Origin of the sequence: Prodigiosinella confusarubida (assembly GCF_002847015.1) — a bacterium.
Taxonomy (GTDB): domain Bacteria; phylum Pseudomonadota; class Gammaproteobacteria; order Enterobacterales; family Enterobacteriaceae; genus Prodigiosinella; species Prodigiosinella aquatilis.
This window is the reverse complement of record NZ_CP025085.1, coordinates 1708303-1730523: the sequence shown is the minus strand read 5'-3', so window position 1 is coordinate 1730523 and position 22221 is coordinate 1708303. Positions and strand designations below refer to the sequence as shown.

The 22221-nt window shown below is 47.8% G+C and carries 22 protein-coding genes and 5 pseudogenes; 6 read left to right on the top strand and 21 right to left on the bottom strand.

Annotated features, from left to right (window positions below; all coding sequences use genetic code 11):
* Window positions 1-488: 488 nt before the first annotated feature.
* Both CWC46_RS08030 and CWC46_RS23610 read left to right on the top strand, forming a co-directional pair.
* Entirely contained in the window at window positions 489-1811 is a 1323-nt protein-coding gene (locus CWC46_RS08030) for a 6-phospho-beta-glucosidase (RefSeq protein ID WP_021017386.1), read from the top strand.
* 391 nt (window positions 1812-2202) lie between these two features.
* Window positions 2203-2714 (top strand): annotated as a pseudogene (locus CWC46_RS23610) (PTS transporter subunit EIIC).
* Window positions 2715-2744: 30 nt separating this feature from the next.
* Here CWC46_RS23610 and arsC read toward each other — a convergent pair.
* Genes arsC through arsR form a run of 5 tightly spaced genes read right to left on the bottom strand, consistent with a single transcriptional unit; the run spans window position 2745 to window position 7048 of the window.
* A complete protein-coding gene (gene arsC, locus CWC46_RS08015) occupies window positions 2745-3170 on the bottom strand; it encodes a glutaredoxin-dependent arsenate reductase (protein ID WP_021017388.1) in 426 nt (141 codons plus the stop codon).
* Window positions 3171-3182: 12 nt separating this feature from the next.
* Window positions 3183-4472 (bottom strand): arsenite efflux transporter membrane subunit ArsB, encoded by a 1290-nt coding sequence (arsB, locus tag CWC46_RS08010; protein WP_021017389.1) that lies wholly within the window; start codon window positions 4470-4472, stop codon window positions 3183-3185.
* Between the two features lie 46 nt (window positions 4473-4518).
* The gene (gene arsA, locus CWC46_RS08005; protein WP_021017390.1) at window positions 4519-6270 is read right to left on the bottom strand and encodes an arsenite efflux transporter ATPase subunit ArsA; all 1752 of its coding nucleotides are present in this window, start codon (window positions 6268-6270) and stop codon (window positions 4519-4521) included.
* Window positions 6271-6287: 17 nt separating this feature from the next.
* On the bottom strand, window positions 6288-6650 hold the full coding sequence (gene arsD, locus CWC46_RS08000) for an arsenite efflux transporter metallochaperone ArsD (protein WP_021017391.1): 363 nt from the start codon (window positions 6648-6650) through the stop codon (window positions 6288-6290).
* A 47-nt stretch (window positions 6651-6697) separates the two neighbouring features.
* Window positions 6698-7048 carry an As(III)-sensing metalloregulatory transcriptional repressor ArsR gene (arsR, locus tag CWC46_RS07995; protein WP_021017392.1) on the bottom strand — a complete coding sequence of 117 codons (351 nt, stop codon included), beginning with the start codon at window positions 7046-7048 and terminating at the stop codon, window positions 6698-6700.
* Between the two features lie 291 nt (window positions 7049-7339).
* Between arsR and CWC46_RS07990 the strand changes: the two are divergent.
* From CWC46_RS07990 to CWC46_RS07975, 4 genes and pseudogenes are all read left to right on the top strand, one after another.
* Window positions 7340-7716, top strand: a pseudogene (locus CWC46_RS07990) (hypothetical protein).
* A gap of 320 nt (window positions 7717-8036) precedes the next feature.
* Window positions 8037-9008, top strand: coding sequence for a retron St85 family effector protein (locus CWC46_RS07985; protein ID WP_021017394.1), 972 nt, complete (start codon window positions 8037-8039; stop codon window positions 9006-9008).
* Window positions 9009-9020: 12 nt separating this feature from the next.
* A complete protein-coding gene (locus CWC46_RS07980; protein ID WP_021017395.1) occupies window positions 9021-9974 on the top strand; it encodes a retron St85 family RNA-directed DNA polymerase in 954 nt (317 codons plus the stop codon).
* Window positions 9975-10142: 168 nt separating this feature from the next.
* A pseudogene (locus CWC46_RS07975) lies at window positions 10143-10259 on the top strand (transposase); the annotation flags it as partial.
* A gap of 218 nt (window positions 10260-10477) precedes the next feature.
* On the opposite strand, the pseudogene CWC46_RS07970 reads toward CWC46_RS07975, so the two are convergent.
* The 16 genes and pseudogenes from CWC46_RS07970 to CWC46_RS07900 all read right to left on the bottom strand — a co-directional run.
* A pseudogene (locus tag CWC46_RS07970) lies at window positions 10478-11302 on the bottom strand (IS110 family RNA-guided transposase); the annotation flags it as partial.
* A gap of 245 nt (window positions 11303-11547) precedes the next feature.
* Window positions 11548-11844, bottom strand: a pseudogene (locus CWC46_RS07965) (Arm DNA-binding domain-containing protein); the annotation flags it as partial.
* Window positions 11845-12217: 373 nt separating this feature from the next.
* Window positions 12218-12832, bottom strand: a complete 615-nt coding sequence (locus CWC46_RS07960; protein WP_021017399.1) for a tail fiber assembly protein — start codon at window positions 12830-12832, stop codon at window positions 12218-12220.
* On the bottom strand, window positions 12832-13653 hold the full coding sequence (locus CWC46_RS07955) for a phage tail protein (protein WP_021017400.1): 822 nt from the start codon (window positions 13651-13653) through the stop codon (window positions 12832-12834). Before CWC46_RS07955 ends, CWC46_RS07960 begins: the two co-directional genes overlap by 1 nt.
* Window positions 13653-14333: a DUF2612 domain-containing protein gene (locus CWC46_RS07950; RefSeq protein ID WP_021017401.1), complete on the bottom strand. Its 681-nt coding sequence runs from the start codon at window positions 14331-14333 to the stop codon at window positions 13653-13655. Before CWC46_RS07950 ends, CWC46_RS07955 begins: the two co-directional genes overlap by 1 nt.
* Window positions 14330-15520: a baseplate J/gp47 family protein gene (locus CWC46_RS07945; protein WP_021017402.1), complete on the bottom strand. Its 1191-nt coding sequence runs from the start codon at window positions 15518-15520 to the stop codon at window positions 14330-14332. Before CWC46_RS07945 ends, CWC46_RS07950 begins: the two co-directional genes overlap by 4 nt.
* The gene (locus CWC46_RS07940; RefSeq protein ID WP_021017403.1) at window positions 15521-15877 is read right to left on the bottom strand and encodes a contractile injection system sheath initiator; all 357 of its coding nucleotides are present in this window, start codon (window positions 15875-15877) and stop codon (window positions 15521-15523) included.
* The gene (locus CWC46_RS07935; protein ID WP_021017404.1) at window positions 15877-16632 is read right to left on the bottom strand and encodes a phage baseplate assembly protein V; all 756 of its coding nucleotides are present in this window, start codon (window positions 16630-16632) and stop codon (window positions 15877-15879) included. Before CWC46_RS07935 ends, CWC46_RS07940 begins: the two co-directional genes overlap by 1 nt.
* 57 nt (window positions 16633-16689) lie before the next feature.
* Complete coding sequence (locus tag CWC46_RS07930) at window positions 16690-17241, bottom strand: DUF2335 domain-containing protein (RefSeq protein ID WP_021017405.1); 552 nt, start codon at window positions 17239-17241, stop codon at window positions 16690-16692.
* Window positions 17192-17401, bottom strand: coding sequence for a hypothetical protein (locus tag CWC46_RS22815; RefSeq protein WP_021017406.1), 210 nt, complete (start codon window positions 17399-17401; stop codon window positions 17192-17194). Before CWC46_RS22815 ends, CWC46_RS07930 begins: the two co-directional genes overlap by 50 nt.
* A 236-nt stretch (window positions 17402-17637) precedes the next feature.
* Window positions 17638-18102: a hypothetical protein gene (locus tag CWC46_RS07925; RefSeq protein WP_037382505.1), complete on the bottom strand. Its 465-nt coding sequence runs from the start codon at window positions 18100-18102 to the stop codon at window positions 17638-17640.
* Between the two features lies 1 nt (window position 18103).
* Window positions 18104-19171, bottom strand: coding sequence for a hypothetical protein (locus tag CWC46_RS07920; RefSeq protein ID WP_021017408.1), 1068 nt, complete (start codon window positions 19169-19171; stop codon window positions 18104-18106).
* A gap of 2 nt (window positions 19172-19173) precedes the next feature.
* Window positions 19174-19476, bottom strand: coding sequence for a phage baseplate plug family protein (locus CWC46_RS07915; RefSeq protein WP_021017409.1), 303 nt, complete (start codon window positions 19474-19476; stop codon window positions 19174-19176).
* Window positions 19476-20063, bottom strand: a complete 588-nt coding sequence (locus tag CWC46_RS07910; protein ID WP_021017410.1) for a phage baseplate protein — start codon at window positions 20061-20063, stop codon at window positions 19476-19478. The genes CWC46_RS07915 and CWC46_RS07910 overlap by 1 nt, the downstream gene beginning before the upstream one ends.
* Window positions 20063-22069 carry a hypothetical protein gene (locus CWC46_RS07905; RefSeq protein WP_021017411.1) on the bottom strand — a complete coding sequence of 669 codons (2007 nt, stop codon included), beginning with the start codon at window positions 22067-22069 and terminating at the stop codon, window positions 20063-20065. The genes CWC46_RS07910 and CWC46_RS07905 overlap by 1 nt, the downstream gene beginning before the upstream one ends.
* Entirely contained in the window at window positions 22066-22212 is a 147-nt protein-coding gene (locus CWC46_RS07900; protein ID WP_037382508.1) for a DUF6889 family protein, read from the bottom strand. Before CWC46_RS07900 ends, CWC46_RS07905 begins: the two co-directional genes overlap by 4 nt.
* Window positions 22213-22221 lie beyond the last annotated feature (9 nt).

The following is a 22221-nucleotide window of genomic DNA, read 5'->3' as shown; positions in this document are numbered from 1 at the left end:
CCCGTCGATTGAATAACACCGTGCCTTCCCCACAAGGCCAACTGCTCCAGGGCCATGCAACGATGATCACTGTGCCTGCGCTTTTCGGTAGGTGTCAAGATAGTTGATTACCCCAGTTGATTTACGTGTCTTATATCAGTGTTGCTGACAACGCAGCAGTTCCGTGCACAGCTATCGCAGACGGCGGATGAAACACTGCCGCTTCTGTAATCGACCATAACCCTATCTTTTCAGCTTCTCGGATCAGCCGCTGACTGGTGCCCTGGCGAATGGTCAGGAGAGAAGAAAATTATTCATCACGGTTCATGGGGGATGTATGAAAAACAGCCCCAGCCAAGGGTGTTCTCGTGCAGTGTCAACTACCGTGGCACTAAAGAAGATACGCATTAGTTGAACTAATAGATAACGGCGTATATTTGGTTTGTTAAATAACGTTAGCTGCCATGAAATACCCTATATTCTACATTTACGAATTTGAGGAGTGATATATGGCAAAGCAGCTAAAAGTAACAGTTATCGGTGGCGGTTCTAGCTATACGCCTGAGTTAATTGAAGGGTTATTAAAGCGCAAGAATGAATTACCAATTAAAGAGTTATGGTTAGTAGATATTGAGGAGGGCCGTGAGAAAGTTAATATTATTGCGGGACTCGCTCGCCGTATGATTAAAAAAGCCGGGGGAAATATAGACGTCAAGGTAACACTTGATCGCCGTCCTGCATTAGAGAACGCTGATTTTGTCTGTTCACAATTTCGAGCTGGTTGCCTTGAAGGACGGATAAGAGATGAACGTATCTCACTAAAGTATGGAATGATTGGCCAAGAAACTAATGGGCTAGGTGGTTTTGCAAACGCATGTCGTACTATTCCGATCGCACTAGACATATGTAAAGATATGGAGGAGCTATGCCCTGAAGCCTGGCTTTTAAATTTCACAAACCCGTCAGGCATCGTGACCGAAGCCATACTTAAACACACGACAATAAAAGCCATTGGCCTGTGCAACGTGCCAGTTATTATGCAAAAGGGAATTGCAAAACTTCTGAATGCAAACGAAGAAGATTTTATTATACAAGTTGCAGGCCTTAACCATTTGATTTGGGCTCGGAAGATTTTATACAAAGGGAAAAATAAAATCGACTTTATTGCACAAGAAATACTTAATGGCAAAGACTATCTAGTTCCCAGCAATATTCCAAAATTCGAGTGGCCACGGCAGTTAATCGAAAACATGGGAATGATCCCATGTGCATACTTGCGTTACTACTACATGAGTCAGGATATCCTGCAGCAGGAAAAGCGTGAAGCCAATAATGAAGGAACGCGTGGTGAAGTAGTTAAAGAAATGGAAAAACGGTTGTTCGATATCTATAAAAATCCAGAACTGGCGGACAAACCCAAAGAGCTCGAAAAACGTGGTGGCCAATATTATTCCGAAGCCGCTTGCGAACTGATGGCTTCTATCTACAACGATAAACGGACCATTATGCACGTAAATACTCGAAACAAAGGTACAATTCAAGGATTACCGGACGATTGTGTTGTAGAAGTCAGTTCAGTTATAACCCAAAGTGGTCCACTACCACTGAACGTTGAACCATTCCCTTCTGACACATTACGTTTAATTCAATTGATGAAAGAGTTCGAATCACTCACGGTTAGCGCAGCAGTGAATGGAAACCTGAATGACGCTAAAAGAGCATTAATTCTAAACCCAATCGTTATTACCGGCAGCGTGCTTGATGAAGCCCTGGATGAAACAATTAGGTCAAACCTGGATTTCATGCCCCAATTTCATTGGATTTCCGAATAGAAGGGACGCCCAGTATCATGAGAGTTTTTATATATAGTGAACAATATGAGTAAGTGAGGTGTATTTATACCTTGAATAAAACTTATACTATATAAAACCCAGCACAGTTTTATTATTAATGTGTGATCAGCATCGGCAACATTAATAATAACTGGCTATCACTGCTTTCACTCTTCAATCAAAAACAAAATATTGAAGGGTGAATTTACTTATTTAAAAATAAAGAACAGTTATTATAATAAAATTGAGAAGTAGATCATGGATTTTTTTGGCAAACCGACATTATTAATCTAACGAATTAGAGTGAAGAAAAATACAACCTGTGATTAATGTAATCTTATAGAAATTAACTATTATGAAGCATTAAATAATTAAGAAAGTGAGTGATAGCATGGGAAAACTGACAGCATTTTTGGACAAGTATTTTGTTCCATATGCTGCAAAAGTCGGAAATCAAAGGCATTTACAATCTATTATAGTATCTCCCTACAACATACCTGTTTTCATAAAAGGATTAGATAAAACCATCAATGTTACGGGGATAAACCTGAACTATGTGGGCGCAAAAGGCATGTTTGTTTCTATCATAATGGCTATTATTACGGTAGAAGTAATGGGGTTTTTTGTTAGGAAGGGAATCGTTATAAAAATGCCTGAAGTGTACCACCTGCCGTTGCAAAGTCTTTTTCAGCACTAATCCCTGCCTTATTTATAATGATCATTTCTCTAGTTTTAAGGATGTTAATTGAAAACCCAAGCTATGGGGATATTCATAATTTAATTCAGACTTTGGTTTCTAAACCTTTAATACATGCTGGCGGTTCTTATTGGGGGGCAATGCTAACAACGTTGTTCATCACATTACTTTGGGCAGTTGGTTTACATGGTTCAACTATTGTGTAAGAAATAAGGGGGCATTTGCCCCCTTCACCTTTATTTCAATCGTTTACCTGTATCATCAACGACTTTTTCACCGTCTTCCTTGGTAAAAGCCGCTTTCTGAGTATCTGGAAGGATATCCAGAACCACCTCCGAAGGACGGCACAGTTTAGTTCCCAGCGGCGTCACCACAATCGGACGGTTAATCAGGATCGGATGTTGCAGCATAAAATCGATGAGCTGATCGTCAGTAAATTTATCTTCTGCAAGGCCCAGTTCCTCATAAGGCTCGACGTTTTTACGCAGCAAAGCCCGTACTGAAATGCCCATGTCTGCAATGAGTTTGACCAGCTCATCGCGTGAAGGCGGGTTCTCGAGGTAAAGAATAACGCTCGGCTCAGTACCGCTGTTGCGGATCATCTCCAGCGTATTACGCGACGTGCCGCAGGCTGGGTTGTGATAAATGGTGATGTTGCTCATATCAGTATCTCATTACAAAGTGAAAGAGAGACGTAGCGCCAGCGCGGCCAGCGTTACAAACAGCACAGGCAGAGTCATGACGATCCCGGTGCGGAAATAGTATCCCCAGGTGATGGTCATATTCTTCTGTGAAAGGACATGCAGCCAGAGCAGCGTTGCCAGGCTACCAATCGGGGTGATTTTCGGCCCAAGATCGCAGCCAATCACGTTGGCATAAATCATCGCCTCTTTTATAACGCCTGTTGCGGTGCTGCCATCAATAGAGAGAGCGCCAACCAGCACGGTAGGCATGTTGTTCATGATGGAAGACAAGAAAGCAGTGAGGAAGCCAGTACCAAACGTCGCAACCCAAAGGCCTTTTTCTGCCAGCACGTTCAGTACGCCGGAGAGGTATTCCGTTAGCCCGGCGTTACGCAGGCCATAGACCACCAGATACATCCCCAGCGAGAAGATGACTATCTGCCACGGTGCACCACGCAGCACTTTGCCGGTATTAATTGCATGGCCTCGTTTCGCCACCGCAAACAGGATGACAGCCCCAACAGCCGCAATCGCGCTGACCGGGATACCGAGCGGCTCAAGGACGAAAAAGCCAACCAGCAGAAGAATCAAAACTATCCAGCCGGTTCTGAAGGTTGCCAGATCTTTAATCGCTTTTGCCGGTGCTTTCAGGAGAGCCAGGTCGTAGGTCGGCGGAATATCTTTGCGAAAGAACAGGTGCAGCATCACCAGCGTGGCAATAATGGCGGCGATATCTACCGGCACCATTACCGACGCATACTCAGTGAAGCCCAGTCCAAAGAAGTCTGCAGAAACGATGTTCACCAGGTTCGACACGATAAGCGGTAGACTGGCTGTATCGGCAATAAACCCGGCAGCCATAACGAATGCCAGTGTCGTGCCTTTGCTGAACCCTAATGCCAGTAGCATGGCGATGACTATCGGCGTCAGAATAAGTGCCGCGCCATCGTTGGCAAACAGTGCCGCCACCGCTGCACCGAGCAGAACGATATAGGTAAACAGCAAACGACCTCGCCCATTGCCCCAACGCGAAACATGCAGCGCCGCCCATTCGAAAAAGCCGGATTCATCCAGAAGCAGGCTGATGATGATAACGGCAATAAACGTTGCCGTAGCATTCCAGACGATATTCCAAACCACGGGGATATCGCCCATGTGTACAACGCCTGAAATCAATGCCAGTACCGCGCCCAGCGTCGCACTCCAGCCGATCCCTAATCCCTTAGGCTGCCAGATAACCAAAACGATGGTCAGGACAAAAATAGCGCCTGCCAGAAACATAAACCCTCCAGACAGGACGGCTCTGCCGCCCTGTGTATACAAAAAATTAAACTGCCAGCTCTCTGAGTTTTTCGATGCCAGTGGGCTCTGATGCCAGTACTGGTACTAACGCAATACGTTTGGCATGCTGGCTCTGCACGGCCTCAATCTGAGGAAGCTCTTGTCGGGCACGCTGGCAAAGCAGTGGTGAACGCGTCTGTGCAATCGAAAGGCTGTTGTTGATAATCCAGCCCCAGGGGTGAATTCCCGCACGTTCCAGATCGGCCTGCAGATTTGCCGCCTCCAGTACAGGTGTAGTTTCAGGCAGAGTGACCAGCAGCACTTTGGTACGTTCCGGGTCCTGAAGCTGCATCATCGGCGTGGTGAAATGGCCTTTATCCCCCATCTTCTTCGCAATCTCACGGTGATAAGCCCCGGTAGCATCAAGTAGTAGCAGCGTATGTCCAGTCGGTGCCGTATCCATGACCACAAACCGTTTCCCTGCTTCACGAATCACGCGTGAGAACGCCTGGAACACCGCAATCTCTTCTGTGCAAGGAGAACGTAAATCCTCTTCAAGCAGTCGTTTCCCAGCCTCATCCAGATCCCTGCCTTTCGTCTCAAGAACATGCTGACGATAGCGTTCGGTTTCATCGTGAGGGTTAATTCGACTGACCTGCAGGTTTTTGAGGCTGCCATCGAGAGTTGTGCTCAGGTGTGCGGCAGGATCTGAGGTAGTGAGATGCACATCAAAACCCCTGTCCGCCAGTCGTACAGCGATAGCAGCCGCCATCGTGGTTTTACCCACGCCACCTTTGCCCATCAGCATAATTAAACCGTGTTCACTGCGGGCGATATCATCAACCAGGACAGACAGCGACATATTCTCTGGCTTGTTCTGCATACTCTGTACAGGAAGCGATGCTGGCTCAGCGTATTCGTTTAGCAGGCCTTTCAATGCGGAGACACCAACCATGTTCAGCGGCTGAAGGAATAAGGTGTCTGTCGGCAACTCAGATAACCCAGCGGGAAGATTTGCCAGCGCCTCCTGCTCCCGTTGCCATATCGCAGCGGCCAGTGCATCACGTTCTGCTTCGCTCGTAGGCAGGACACCGTTAATGACCAGATACTGATTTTTAAGGCCAATGGCTGATAATTCGTTATGAGTGCGGGCGACTTCCTGCAATGTTGATTTTTGCAATCGCGCGACCAGCACCAGGCGGGTACGTTCGGGATCAGATAATGCCTCAACCGCATGAGCATATTGCTCGCGTTGCTTTTCCAGCCCAGCCATCGGCCCAAGACAGGAAGCACCATCCGGGTTACTTTCAATGAAGCGACTCCAGGCTCCGGGGAGCTGGAGAAGGCGAATAGTGTGGCCCGTCGGCGCAGTATCAAAAATGATGTGATCGAAGCGGGTCAGCAAAGAAGCGTCAGTCAACAAGCCAGTGAATTCGTCGAACGCAGCAATCTCAGTCGTACATGCTCCTGAAAGCTGCTCGCTGATACTGTTAACAACGTCATCAGGCAAAAGACCTTTAATAGGGTCAACGATTCTGGCGCGGTATTGCTGAGCAGCATCCTGTGGGTCGATCTCCAGCGCCGAAAGGCCGGGCACAGCAGCCACGGGCTGGATAGTGTTGCCGATAGTCTGATCGAATACCTGGCCGACATTAGAGGCAGGATCGGTACTGACCAGCAAAACTCGCTTGCCTTGTTCTGCCAGACGTATAGCCGTCGCACAGGAAATTGAGGTTTTACCTACTCCTCCCTTACCAGTGAAAAACAGGTAAGGCGGGATATTCTGTAAAAAATGCATATGTCCTCCTGACATAATCAACAACAGGAAGTATTACCGCCACAGCAGCTTGTCGGTGCCACTCCCACTTTCTCCAGCGGTATACCAAACCAGCGAGCCAGTTCAGTGCGTTTGGGATAACGTCCTGCCATCACCATTTCGCCATCCAGCAACAGCAGCGGTAGCCCTTCGGCTCCAGAAGCTTCAAGGAATGCTTTCGCTTTTGCGTTCTCAACGAAGCTCATCGGCTGTTGCGCCAGGTTGTAACGTTCGATCTGAACCCCACGCCCTTTCAGCCATTGCACATCAGCAGAGAAATCGACCAGAACTTGATCGACATCTGAGCCACAAACGCCGGTACTGCAACACATCGCCGGATCAAACACCGTTAACGTTTTCATCTTTAACACCTCACATTCGTAAAATCATATATGTTCAGGCAAATTTTTTAGATACAAACTGCCTTACCGCTGCCAGAACAATTGGCTGATGCCAGCTTAAGGGCGATGGCCTGTACGTCATCCTGTTGGCTTAACCAGGCCTGTTCAATAACCTGAGCAGCCCAGGAAGGAATATGCGGGGATAAGCGGTAATGAACCCATTTCCCCTGCTTGCGATCCAGCAATAGACCACTTTCCCGAAGCATTGCCAGGTGACGGGAGATCTTGGGCTGTGACTGTTCCAGTGCAGTGCAAAGGTCGCACACGCACAGTTCTCCCATCTCTCTGAGCAACAACACTATGCCCAAACGGGTTTCATCAGAGAGGTTTTTGAAGAGTTGTAGGGGAGTTAGTGACATTAGGCCTCCTGTTCTATTGAAGGTAGGATACTCCCAAAAGGATCAAAATCAACATTCATATTCGTAAAAACAGATATGTTAATTCCTATTTACGAGAACTCTCCCACAAATCAGGAAGGGAGGATGTGTAAGCATCCCGCTAAACCGAACCATTCACTTTTAGAGATCTTCCGACATACTGATAATGTCCATGTGAGGAGATCGCTATGCGCAAAGCCCGATTTACCGAGCACCAGATCATCGCCGTTTTGAAGTCCGTTGAAGCTGGACGTACCGTCAAATGGAGTTAACATGAGAAAATTGTTTATCACTGCGTTGGTGATCCTGCCTCTTACCGCTTGCACCACCTATGGCAACAAATCCCTTAAAGACGAATCGCAACAAACCGTAAAAACCAAAATAGTTAAAGGGAAAACTACCCCGCAAGATGTTATTAACGCATTCGGGGAACCACAAACACGAGCCACCAATGATGGACAGGAAATGTGGTCCTACTCCAGCATGTCAGGCGAGAGCCAGATCTCGAACTACATTCCCGGTCTGGCCTACTGAAGAACAGCAGCACCGCGCATATGAATTCGTTAGAGATTTGGTTCAAGGGGAATGTTGTTGATCGATATAATTTCAGTCAGACGGCGAGTAAGGTTTCGCGTGGGTTACTTGATTAATATTACTAGCATTTAAGTTAAACAATATGACTATTCAAAGCTAACTATGCTCTCAACAATTTTTTCGCCATTATCAATGCGTTCCATAATCTTGAGACAAGCAACTTGATTGATGCAAATCATTAAGTTAGTGTATAAGACACTCTTTACGCGATAGAGGCGTATCTGCTTCATCTGGTGTATCACCGGAACTTGTTGATTGTGGTCATTTATGCCACGGCCTTCCCAAAAATCTTCGATTTTTACTCAGGCCGTGCCCTTCTAGGTAAAGAGCAGAACCCCGGTTTACCGGGGTTTTTTATAACATAAGCGGCTGCTCAATGGACGATATCAGAGACGATTTCATACTCTGCATCGATGCAGAAGAACTAAGGTTAGAAAACCTACCTAATTTTGTGTTCATTTGTGGCGGTGTACGTAACTCAGTTGATGTCGATAATCCCGGTTCGATGCGGGATGCTTTATTACGCCGCCTTGAGCATACTGATAGCAAGCTAAGTTCTCGTATACGTGAAGCAGAAGAGTTTCAAGATTGGCTTGAGCATTCAAAAATAGATAACTTAATTGATCTTGAAATTGTTCTAGCTGATTTAGCAAGTGCTGTAATTTTAATAGTCGAAGGATTAGGTGCGTATGCAGAACTTGGCGCATTTAGCATCATTGAATCAATATCAAAAAAATTAATTACTATTTTAAACACAAATACAATAATTGGAAAATCCTTCATAAATCTAGGTGTGATTAAATATCTTGAAGATAATAAGCAAGTTATTTTAAGATACGAATGGAACGTGGAGTATATAGCATCAGGAGATAGAAAAAAGGTCAACCTTCGTTTTTCTGACACTAATCAAGTAATTTATAACAAAGCTGATATTATATTAGATAAATTAAAACAAGAAATTGAACAAAAGACACAATCAACAGTAAAATTTGAAAAAGACCGAAAAGGTCATATCTGCCTAGTAATCGCTGATCTTATTTATATTTTTTCCGCATTGAAGGTTGGTGAGATTAAAATATATTTATCCGTTGGTTTCTCCATTGAACTTACTGTTAAAAAGATAAAAGAATACCTTTATATTCTCGAGAATCTAGAATTAATAATAAAGGTTAATTCTGGAGATATATTCTATGTCGCATCTCATAACAACTATGGTTTTATAAAATATAGATACAACAATAATAAAAAACAGGTATCATCCTTTGTAGATGCTGATGATGCTAAAACCAAAGTTATTCTCTTCTATAGAGAAGGTGATATTTCTAGAAACGATGCTTTAAATAGATAACAGGAGGAAGGAATGAGTTACATAGATGAGTTGTCTAAAACATTAAATTGCACCCCTAAGACCATAATTTCTGGCTATATTAAAGCGCCAAAAAAATACAAAGTTTTCTTTATAAAGAAAAAAAATGGTAAAGGCTTAAGGGAAATAGCACAACCATCGCCTGATGTTAAAAAGGTTCAACGTGCAATAGTAAATTCCTTACTTTCATTATTACCAGTGCATGAATGCGCCACTGCTTATATCGAAGAAAAATCAATTTTTGACAATGCGGAACCGCATAAAAAAAACGAATACATCCTTAAGATGGATTTTGAGAATTTCTTTTATTCTATTAAACCACAAGACCTTAATTATTTTATTTCAAAAAATGATATAAAACTTAACCACTTTGAATATGAAGTTATTAGTCATTATCTTTTCCGAAGGAAAAAGGGAGAAAAAAAACTACGATTATGCATTGGTGCTCCTTCATCACCCATAATATCAAATATTGTCATGTATGATTTTGATGAAAAATTGTTCAACCACTGTAAGGAAAATGATGTTATTTATACGCGATATGCAGATGATTTAACTTTTTCATCTGACAGTTTTGATAAACTTAATGATGTAAAGAATTTTGTTATTGATTTAGTGTCTCTTCAAAAAAAACCAGAACTAATAATCAACACAAGTAAAACAAAGTTCATAGGTAAGGGAAGGTCTCGTCGCATAACGGGTGTTGTTATTTCTAATACTGGTGATCTAGGAGTAGGAAGGTTCTTACGAAAAAAAATAAGAGCATTATTTTATTTATATTCAAATAATAAAATCAATCATAAAGACATACCTTATCTATTAGGTATGCTGTCTCATATTAAAAACATCGAACCAGATTATTATTACAGCTTGATAAAAATTAATGGCGAAGACAAACTAAAACAACTTGGTAAAGATTCCTTTGCTGTTTTACAGAAAAAACAATGACTGATTATCTTTTAATTAATTCTGGTCAACACGCCTTACCTTAGATGTTATCCCAATCTAATGGTTCTTCTGGTGGCACTAAACTTATTGTAAGCATCCCGCTAAACCGAACCATTCACTTTTAGAGATCTTCCGACATACTGATAATGTCCATGTGAGGAGATCGCTATGCGCAAAGCCCGATTTACCGAGCACCAAATCATTGCTGTACTGAAGTCCGTTGAAGCCGGACGTACCGTTAAAGATGTATGCCGCGAAAACGGTGTGTCTGAAGCCAGCTATTACATCTATGGACTACCTCCGTTTTGCAAGTATTGAATCTGGTTTTGGGTTGTTGCTTACATCTATCCGCCATCAGGAAAATCTGTGCCCAAATGGGTAATCCGCACACAATCGCCTCAACAACTGGACGGCCTCTGAGGCCAGTATAAAAATCAGGTTCCGATTGTGCAGGTGCAACCTGTCACCATTTTTCAGTACACTGCAACTTTTCTGGCTGGGTACTAATTTCCAACTGCCTGATACTCGGTATCATTTCTCAGCATCGACCAGATTATTCTCTCGTTCTTGTTAGCGACCGCCACGGTCGTTTTATTAAACCCACGTCGTTCCTTCAACGGATTAACCCACTGATGCGGACAGCCATCATTGTTATTCGTGGCAACCCTGACGACAGCGCGGGCACCATGAATAAAAAGTGTCCGCAAATGCTTGTCGCCTTTTTTCGTCATATTCATCAGCACCTGTCTGTCGCCACTCGAGTGCTGTCGTGGAACCAGACCAAGCCATGCGGCAAAGTGACGACCATTTTTAAATTCAGATCCTTTGCCAATAGCGGCTACAACAGCCGTGGCCGTTTTAGGGCCAATGCCTTTAACTTTGGCAATGCGCTGACAGGCTTCAGATTGTCTGAACACAACATCGATTTCTTTATCAAAAAAGTTTATACGACGACCAAGGTCGTTAAAGAGATCATAGAGTTCTGCAATCGTCCTGCGCATTCTGACGCTGAGACCATTTTCAGCATCTTCAAGGATCAGCGGAACGGCACGACGAACTCTTGAGACTGCCGCGCCGATTGTTATTCCCAGCCCTCTGATTTGACAGACTGTTGCAGTACGATGATTGACAATACGTTGTCTTGCACGGTGCAGGGCCTGAATATCCTGCTGTTCAGGGCTTTTCGACGGAACAAACTGCATCGTAGGTTGCATCAGAGCCACAGCTATCGCCTGCGCATCATTGCCGTCATTTTTTTGCCCACGGACAAAAGGTTTTACATACTGGGGGCTAATGACTTTTACTTTATGTCCCAGTTTTTCAAACTCCCCCTCTGCGGAGGAAAGCCAGTCAAGTTGACCGTACTTGCGTAGCCACGTCATGACGGTGTAGCTACCTTGAATACCGTAGCGGTCTTGCGCCTGGCGGTATGTCATTTCACCTTTTTCGACCTGTTCAACAACGGCCAATTTAAAGGATAGAGGGTAATCGCGTTGCGTGCGTTTAACATATTGGTTCATCACATTTTCCTCAGTGTGCGAGTTAAATGTGTCAACGCTATTTAGGACGGGTCAGTGTTATTGAGCTGCACATCGCGGACCAGCTTTTCTTCTTTCTTGGCAAACGATGGATCGATACCCTCGGCCAGTTTTTTCTTGGCTTCATCACGTAGTGCCCTCGCTTGTGCAAGAGACACTGCTGTATAGACACCAAAAGCCATACGCTTCTCTTTTCCATTGAAGCGATATTTCATCCGCCAGTATCGAGAACCAGAAGGAACGACCTCTAAATACAAACCAGCACCATCTGCCAGCTTATAGGCTTTCTCTCTGGGTTTAGCAGCGTCTACCTGTCGTGCATTAAGCTTCATTGGGGGCATCTCCCTGGACCGAACACAGAATGCCCCCATTTATTCCCCCAACTGTGACTTGATTCCGGTTGAGTCCAGTTGATAACAGGAGATAAGATACGGGCCAGAAACCGCAGTATACGGGCTTTGAGTTGATTTCGGTAAACTTGGGAAGAGTTTGAAATGGTGCCGATAATAGGAGTCGAACCTACGACCTTCGCATTACGAATCATAAGATCTACATAAATATCATTTAAAATTCAATAGATTACTCGCATTCACACCACTTAATTATTGTTTTGTGACAGCTCACAATAGTTTATATTGATACACGACGACACATTCACGCCACATCAAATACCAACAAAAAACCGAATAAAAAACATGAACACAATCAATTCACCGGCACCGTCGGCCAGTCAATATCCGGTGCTGTAGACGTGTCAATACGGCTCAGTAGCACAATATAGGTTTTCCAGTCAGTCAAGGCCGCTTTTTCCTTGTCTGTTGCCAATGCCAGATCCACCGCGTAGGTGAGCTCTGCGATACGGGCGTTAGCGGTTGCGCGGCGTGTCGCCCGTTCCTGTTGTGCGACAGTGACAGCGGCGGCGTGTTGGGCGTCAGTGTCGGTTACCCACGCGCTGCCATCCCATTTATCATACGACGTCGCTGGTGCCATCAGTGTCACATCATCCGGTAAATTACCGAGGGCGGTGACTGTTTGCGCCTGGCCAGTTTGCGTGCCGTATACCGTCTGGCCACGATAATCGGGCACCTGTTCCCATGCGCTACCGTCTGTCGTGCGGCGTAGCGCCTGACCGGCTTCGGGTGATGTGGGTTCATCGGCGTAGCTGTCGGCGGGAATACCCACGCCCTGCATCAGGTATTCATCACTGGCCCCGCAATATTCGCGGGTCTGTGGGTCAACATGGTAAACAGTTATCCAGCCCGCGTTTACGGCCAGCCCGGTATTATTAAGGTGTGTTTGTGCCTGAATTGAATCACTCATTATGCAGCCCTCACAATGTAGTTAAATGCCACGTTACGTGGTCTATTTTCTGTTGATGTATTTATACCTGGAATATTGTTATCAAACGTCATGACGAATCCTCCATAATCCGCGCCTCCCTCTGCTGGGGGTATTGTGCTGTCAACATGATTCATTCCCAAAACACCGAGGCCGCCGAATTGAGCCCCTATCGTTTGCGCATGTACCCCGGGTACACTGCCTGTCATTTGCTGCATCGCATGGGATTGTTGAGATAATAGTGTGCGTCCATTATCAACCGCCCGACCATCATCCCAACCGCGAATAAACTCGCCGCGCAGGTCGGGCAAGGTGCCGGACGGATACGTCATGGCCAGCATTGGATATAACGCTGTATTGAATGTCTGACCGTTGCATTTTAGCCAGCCAGTTGGCGCGGTGGCCTGCGGCCAGGGTAGCGGGATGCCTACCAGCGAGCTATTGAGTTCGGACCACACAAACGCAGTAGTGGCAATCTGCGTACTGTTTGTCGCTGGCGCTGGCGTCGGCGCGGTTGGTGTTCCGGTCAATGCCGGACTGTTAAACAACGCTGCCAGCAGGTTCGTCAGGATTGTTGCGGTATCTCCGTTATCCAGCACATCACTTCCAGTTCTGTTTGCGATAAGCTGAGCAATAACGCTAGAAATAACAGATGACTGTCTGATAGCCTTATTCATTTGTGAGCTTGATGCTTTCCCGCCCTGAAATCCCGTGTCCAGCGTTGCGAGCACCTCCCAGTCAGCCTGCGAGATTACGTTTGCGCCCGCGCTCGTAGCGAACGGTTTAAAATTATTTTCAGCCATTAGAGTAATTTCTCCCATGAGCCGGCATCAAATCCGGCGATATAGTCGTTATCCATGTCAAAACCGAAGAACCTGTTACCTTCAGACGGCGTTTCCACCGCCGGTATTTCAATGCTACCGCCCCATACACCAGCGGCTTTAACAGTCAGGTATCCCTGTTTGATTGCGGCGATAAGCTCCAGTGACACCTGCGAGATATCGACATCAGGGAAAACCCAGATAGAAATCGTCATATCCTGGTTGTCGACAATCTGCATGCGGAGACCGGAACCTGCCAGCGCCGTATCAAGAATGGGCGGAAGCGTGTCGTTCTGACCGTTCCAGTTGTTGATAGCGATTTTCGCTTTCAGTATTACCCGGTATGTTTCATCGCTCAGTGCCGTATAGCCGCTGTCCGGGTCATACGGTCCTTGCCATACACCCTGATCAAATCCAAGTCCGTCGGTGTCCAGTGAAAAATAGATGCCGCTGATTGGCACGCTGACATAGCGCGTGCGCCCTATCCATTCGCCCAAGATGTTGAGCTGCACACCGACAGCCGTATCAATATCAAATGCGGTGATCAGGTCGCTAAGTGCAGTAGATACATCGGTAAGTGGTCTGGTTGATAAATCCACATGCTGAAAAAAAAGAGGTTTCCCGGCGTGGTAGTTAGTTATCAGGTCGGTGTATTTACTCATGACGATACCGTTATCGTGATATTTGCTGTAGAGCAGCTTGCCGACTCATCGTAAGCAATGACGATATTCGATGACGCAACACTCCCGGATGTTTTGCCTATCTGCAGCTCATTGATGTCGTAATAGCGCGCGTTGCCGCCGCTTACGACTCCGAGGTTTGCAGGGGAATATATGCGGCTAATCAGTACGTCATCGCCGATTGTCAGACTGTTGATATAGCCTGCAATGGCCGATTTAATTTCTTCGCCGATCTGAGTTGTGTAGCCCGTGAAAACGCGGAGGGTGATAGCAATATACACTGCCACATCAACCGTACGTGAAAAGCTGATGCTGTGTGGATTGCCGTACTTATCCAGCACCTGAACAGTGGTGTTACCGTACGTGAAAACACCCTGACCTTTCTTGCCCCGGATAGTCTGGGCGATGGTAGTTGCGTCACCGCCGTCAACAATGGCGGAAATGGAATGTCTCGGCAGCCCATTAACATCCACGGAATCTGTGTCGTTCTCATACAGCTTATGACGCGTCACACCTGAAATATTCGCCAGCGCGCCATCAACCGCATCAAAAGGCGTCAGCGACGGTAGAGCAACACTCTGCGTCTGCCTTATTCTCAGTTCAGCATCGGTTTCCGCCGCCGTACCGACAGTAGCTGCAGAAGGGTTAGTAACTGATGTCCATCCGCGCGTCGGGGTGTTAATGCTGGTGACCGTGTCGGCCAGCGCCGCAACCGCTCCAGACGTATTGCAGGTTGCCGTCACCGGGTTTCCGTCAATCGTTGCAGTAGTCGGCAGATTCCAGATAATGCCGTTATCATCACGAACAGAGCCGTTTGTAATTGTTGTACCAATGGTGCCGGCCAGCTCAAGATCAACTGTTGAACGGGTTTCCCCCTTTCGCGTAATGCCGTTGATTTTTACGTTGCGCGTCAGCGCATCACTAAGCGCAGTTGCCGGTGAATAGCTGTTATAAACGCTGATGGCTGTCGTGTTGGCGTCATGGATTGCCAGCGCCACCAGAGCCACCACCTGGCCGTCTTTGCTATCAGGTTCGAGGTAGGCGTCGGTGCCGTAGATTTGCTGGAAATACCCGGTAACTGTACTGAGTATCGTCTGATAATCAGGCGCACTAATCCCCTCAGCGGTTACCGTTGCCGATAAACCGAGTGTGTCCAAATTGAGGGCCATTTATGCCTCGCTGGTAACTGTCGTTGTTCCATAGATGGTTTCTACCGTCACAGTAAATGACACGCGCCGGGTAGAAGTGTTAACCGTGGTATTGAATTCGGTGATTGAACTGACTCCAGCAGTGTCGAGAATGCGCTGGCGGATAGCCATGTTGTAGATTTCTGGTTTCTGCTTGCCGAGTACAGACTGCATCCACGGCGTACCGGCTGTCGTATCGAGGAACCACTGACCGTACCAGAGCAGGAACCGGGTTTTGATCGCCTGTGCCACCGCTTCCGGCGAGTTAATCAGCCAGGTATCATTGCCTCGGCCAAACGTGTAATCACCGTCGTCGACATCTTCGCGTCGGTATCGCATCAGTTCGGTGCTCCTGTGTTACCGCTGCCTGTCTGTACGCCGCCATGAGTGTGAGACTCAAGGCTCTTACCGCCAGCGATAACATCGTTAGTTACGTGTACCGGGCCAAGCATTGTTGCGCTGCCGCCACTGGCTCCCATGCCCTGCGACAGGTTGCCGTTAATGGTCACATTGCCATTCAGCACAATTTCCGGTGCTGTAATTTCCGCACCACCGCTGGCCGTGGCCGTCAACGTCCCCGGTGTGGTGACCGTGATGTTATGCCCGGCCGCCACCTCCACAAATGCGGCGCCGTCGTCGGTGCGCAACTGCGCGGCGCTGGTGCTGATGCCACTGATTTTTTTAGCCTGCGACATCGGCCCGAGTAATGCTATCGCGTCGCCGATGTGGTGCTGGCGCGGGTGTACCGGCTCCTGTTCCCCGCCTGATTGCCACCAGAAATCAATGCAGCGATCGTTAAATATCAGTTCACACTCATCGCCAGGCTTAACCGGAAACGTGAGTGTGACTCCACCGCCACGCGGGAATGACACAGGCACATCGACGAGCTGCGGCATTGAGATCGAAACCTGATTTCCGTTGGCGTCTGGTTCATAGCCCTTAATAGCTGGCTGTATGACGGCGGTCACCGCATCAGCATCAAACGAAACTACCGTGCCAGGCAGGGCCACACGGATTCCTGCACTAATGGCTTCCTGAATCGCGAGCATGAACTGCTGATCGCCGCTGATTTGCGACGAAAGAGGAATTGGCATGAGGGAAACTCCGGGCAATAAAAAACCCGCCAGAGCGGGTAATCAGAATTCTATCTATCACGTAGATGGAGGGCTTTGATTTTCTTTAGCATTTCCACCTCTACCTGAAACAAAGATAGCGGCCAACGCAACTAGATCAACCGTAATCAAAGTGCCTGCAAAGGCAGTATTACCACGATAAGCAAAATAAACAGCAATTAATAACACCAATATCGTTATGGTGTATCCCATCCATTGCCCACGTTTATCACGTGATATCGTTCCATTAACAGCCGTGTTCTGGAGACCGTGTCGATGTAATTGCTCTCTTTCTGTCAGAGCAAAAACCCGCTCTGCAGCACCGGGAAGCACTTTGTTATATTGCTCAAGCGTTTGCGGGTGTGGAAATGGCCCCTCAAAACGTTCAGTGCTGGAAAAACGAGAGATCATCACTTGATTCCGTGACAATCTCTCTACAATTTCTGGTGGGATTTTCCCTTTTAGCTCAGGATCCTGCTTTACAGCAAGGCTTATCTGTTCCGCAATCTTTTGAGATAGTTCCTGTGTATGACGATTGCCATTATTCACAGGCTGATTGCGCAATTGCCCCTTGTTGCTTTTGGCGTTCATATTCCATGACCTTTCTCATATCCATAGCCACATTGACAACATCATGTTTGATGGAATCTAAATCAGAAATGCAATGGATAGATTCCATATAATTTGTTGAGGGCATAATGTTCATTACGCTTGCTGCTGCGTTAAAATATGCCTTGATTGACTCAGACATGTTCCCCTCCTCCCGCTTATACAACCAACTTCATATCCGCCTTCCTATGAAGACAAAAAAAACACTGGCGATATCTGCATCATTGGTGTTTTCTAGTGCCAACAACCACAGTTATCGTTACACAGAGTGTATTATTTAGGCGCTGAGGCTGCAACATGAATGTGTGACGATAGCGTCAGAATCATTTTGTTCTCACGCAATCATGCGTCCCATACACGCGCGAGGCGCTCATGTGGCTAGTATCCCTTTGATTTAGCGACCCGAATCCCCGCAGCCCAACCGTTAAAATCCCAAACGTTCATACCAGGCACTGGGTTGTGCGAGTCCCATGCATATCTCGTCCCAATTTTCCAGGCTTGATCGCTGACCGTTTTATCCTTCGAAAGGGCAATAATTTCTTTAATACCACTAAAAACATGGTCTTTACATGCTTTAGTGACTCCCTTACGGTTGGTATACGCATCTAAATCATCACATTGGGCATAAGTGTTATCAATTATTGATGCGAAATCATCAATCGTCATATAAAAAAGGCGCCCATTTAATGCGAAGTACGGAGCTGCAGACTCCGGAGATCGCCACTGGTTTAGTTGCTGCTTATTCATCAGAACACCAGTTTTATCAACATATGGATCTGCTAGTGCGATGGTGGAAAATAAAACTGAAAAAGAAAGAAAAGCAGTAGCAATAAATTTAGCCACATTATCCCCCGCGTAACAGTGATGAGCCAGTTTGCAAATCACGCGCGCCCCGCGCAAAACACATCATATCCATGTACCACGGCTGTCCTCGCGTTTCGCCAGTATAGTCGATTGCTTTGACGATATAAACGCCATCAGCGGCAATGCTGGCCGGGTTCTGAAGCGTTCCGTTTCCGGCTGCTGTCAGGTTGCCGTTAACGTTCTGCTCAGTCACTCGACCGGTGGCACTGGCTACTTCGTTATTACCGAGAGCCACGCGGTATATTGACGCCTGGTCAATCTGCACCAGACCATTGATTTTGATGTTCGGGTTAATCAGGCAGCGCACGTTAACGCCGCCGTCCATTGTCTGCTGCGGCATGCCGATCAGACCGGTGTCAGAATTCAGCACGATCGCTTCCTGAACGTACTTATTCGACGGCACGACATGTACCTGGCCATCGACCATCTGCCACGTACCGCCACACATCTTCGCGATGTCGTCCATGATGTCGCGGTTGGAGTGGTACAGTGGCAGACCGCGCGGAAATACCGTGGTCGGCATATCGCCGATGACGCCCGGCGTGACACCCCAGGGGTTAAATCCCTTCATCGTCAGGTCGAGCAGGTCTTTCGTCGTGTACCCGGCGGCCAGCGTGGTTTTGGTGCTGGCGAACAGGAACGCGTTGTAATCGCTGGCGGCCTGCACCAGCACCCAGCTGTCGGTGATATTGTCTTTGCCGTTGATAGTGAAGCGGATATCGCCGGTAAAAATCAACCCGTAGTTGGTACCCGAAAATTTCCCTTCGTCGCCAGGCGCTACCGGGTGAGCAATACCTATCTCGCTGTCCGGAACAACAGGCATCGCACCATCATATCCGGCAATGATGCGGATTTTGCTGAACTCTTTGCCCATGATACGGGCCTGCGTCTCCGGCGATACGTTGTAAATTTTGACGTTCGCCACGCGAGGAAACCGCGTATCGGCCCACTCAATGCGAAAGGTCACCTTGAAATCAGAAAGGCTGATCCCGTTTCCGTTCTCATCGACAATTTGCAGCTCAAAATGCCGTATCCAGTTTTGGGACATGGTTACTCCGTAACGACGTAAAGATGGCTGTAAATTCCGAGATCGGTTTTTGTCGGGTTTTCCTGTCCTTCGGTATCGCTGTTCACAAACATGGAGAACCCCAGGTTGAGATAAGCGTAAGGGGCCAGCAGATCAGCACCGGCCAGCAAGGGAAGCGATAACGCTATCGAAGTCTGGTCGCCGTTAAGGAGATCAAGACACCAGAACGCGTCACGCCATACGAGCCGCATGCGGTATGCAGTACCGGCAATGGTGATGGCGAAGTTCTGATTATCCGCTGAAAGCGGGATTTCGCTGATGTTCATTACAGCCCAATTCCCCCGGCGATCTGCGAAAGCAGAGATTCATTTTTAGGAACCGGCGATTTAACACCGGCGTTCTGCGTGGCAGATGTGGACACACCCTGCGACATACCCGTTTTATCCGCGACCTGAACTGTCGTTGTCGAAGTCAGGATAAGTTCACGAAGCGTTAGCACTGCTGATAGGACATTTTCCGTCGTCTTGTCGGTAGTCACCTCAATGGCGCGCAACAGCATATTAATATACTGCCGCTTGCCTGTAGTGACATCCAGCAATTCACGGTTCCGCTGCATATCCAGAAAGGAGGCGTAAACCTCCTTTGGAGAAAGTCCGAGGCTGATACCGAGATTGCTGGTATCAAGTAAGTCCAGCAGCGAGCCGCCCCCGGCAAAGCCAACTTCCATCACAACCTCACTGGGTCGCCGGTATGCATGATCTGCTACAAAACCCGCAGCAGATGATGTGGGTTTTTCTACCGGGTGCTCTGTGATTTCCAGCGCATCGCTGTGTCTTTCACTGACAACAACACTCGGTACCATCACCCCGATTTTCCGGCTCTGCTGCTGAAACAGAGTAGAGAGAATATCCATCAGCGTGGCCCCGTCTGAAGTTGCTGAATACCGTTAGCCTGAATGCCTGCCTGCTTGCCTGCGATGATATTTGCAGCCTCCTGCGGGTTGGACACGCCGTTAACGGTGATATTTACTTCCTGGCTGAGAGACGAGCCACCGATCGTGGCAGTACCGGCGGCGCGCACCATTTCGTCACCGTAGGGATTGCGTCCATTCTCCTTCTGGATAATACCGTTCATCATTGTTGCCATGACGTTCGGATCACGCAGATTGATTTGCGCGTCAGGTGAAACACCAAGCATCTGCGAAATATGCGCGATATAAGCGAGGGTGTCATTCTCGATCTTGCCGTCTTTGGTTGGTGGAGCCCAGGTGCTGACAATATCGGAGACTGTTTGCAGTGGCTTGCCGGTAGTTTTGCCATCGTAATAGCGCAGGAGCTGGCGAGACATTGCGCGCAATCCCTCAAGCGGTGTGCGGAACTGCGCAAAACGTCCGTCTGATGTTGCCCCCGCCTGCCCTGCAAATTCGATATTACCGGGATTGTTGTTGCGAATCCCCCGTTCATTGCCTGGGACATAAACCTCTCCAGGGTGTTCCTTTTGCCAGTCCTGAGCCTTTTTCAGTTCAGCGGGGTCAATGTTCGCCCCCACGCCGCCAATAGTTGCCAGTTCTTCCGAGGTTGTCGGCGTATTGTTGGTCGGGACGAACATCAGAAGCCAGGGATTTCGCAGGGCAATATCAGCTATCGCCTTCGCAAGATTACCCAGGCCGCTCAGCACGCCACCGATAGCACTGGCCATACCGCCGAATGCACCGGTTATCTTCCCGATACCGCCAAGAAATCCGGCCAACTTCGCGCCCACCATAAAGCCAAAAATCAGCTCTAATGTGTTTTTCCAGCCGCCGAGATGGTCTTTCAGCTCGATCAGCGTGTCGCGAAGCCAGATGAACGCCTTTTTCGCCTGTTCAATTTCGGGCTGCCACTTCGACCAGTCAATCAGGCTCTTGCCGCCTTCTTTCCAGGTCTGATAGTCTTCCCATAGCAGTGCCAATGCACCGACCAGCGCGAGTACCCACGTTACCGGGGATTTCCACATTTCAGCGTTAAGCAGTTTCCAGACAACGACAATAGCACCCAGCGTTTCGATTAGCGACTTGCTGTCCTTGTCCAACCCCTTCCACCAGTCCGATATCTGGCCTTCGGCCTGAATAAGCCGCATCGCGGCCCGGCCAATGACGTCAGAAAGCCACAAAATCCCCTTGATGACCGCCATAATGCCGCGCTCAATCGCCGGGAAGTTATCGAGTATCTGTTTGCGCAGACGATCGAGAGAGCCGGAAAGGCCATCCGTCAGGCTGCTGCCGATTTTGTCCCGAGCCATACCCGCCATCATCGTGAATTCGCGGATAGAGGTCATGAAACGGTTGGAACTTTTCGCTGCAACGTCAGCATTAAAGCCGATCGATTTCGCCGTGGCACTGTACTGCGCGCCAAATTCGCCCATGCCACGGCGCATCGCCATCAGCGTATTTTCGTCAATACCGAGCATGGAGGCGTACTGATTCGCCCGGTAATACGGCATGCTGCTGAGGCGTTGGCCCACACCAGAAAAGATTGACTCCATGCTGCGCATCTGGCCGCTGGCGTCCCGCGTCTGCACTCCCAGACGATTAAGAAACCCTTCCGCGCCGGGGCTGTTACGCATGAATCGCGCCAGACTCTCCAGAGAGCTGCGCGCGGCGGCGGCACTGCTGCCGGTCTGCGATGCCGCATACCCGATAGCCTGAATTCCTGCAACCGTGGCTCCTGTGCGCTGGGATTCCCAGTAAAGCTCATCCAGTCCAGTGGCGATTTTCGTCGTGAACGCCACGACGGACAGGGCCGCGGCTTCGACAGCTACACCGAGTTTGATCGCTTTGGTAGTGACACTGACCAGTGTCGCATCAAATTTGCGCATACCTGCGTCGTCGACATCGAACCCGAGAGAAACCAGGAACGACTTTATTGTTTCAGCATTCACTGGTCTTTCTCCCATTGCTGGATACGGGCTTTGTTATCTGCGTTGACATCAAGCCAGTCATTCATGCGTGCGATATCGGCCAAATCAACAGAGCCGTCTTTCAGTGCGGTATAGGGGATATACCCGGCGTGCACCGGGCGCATGAGAAAGTC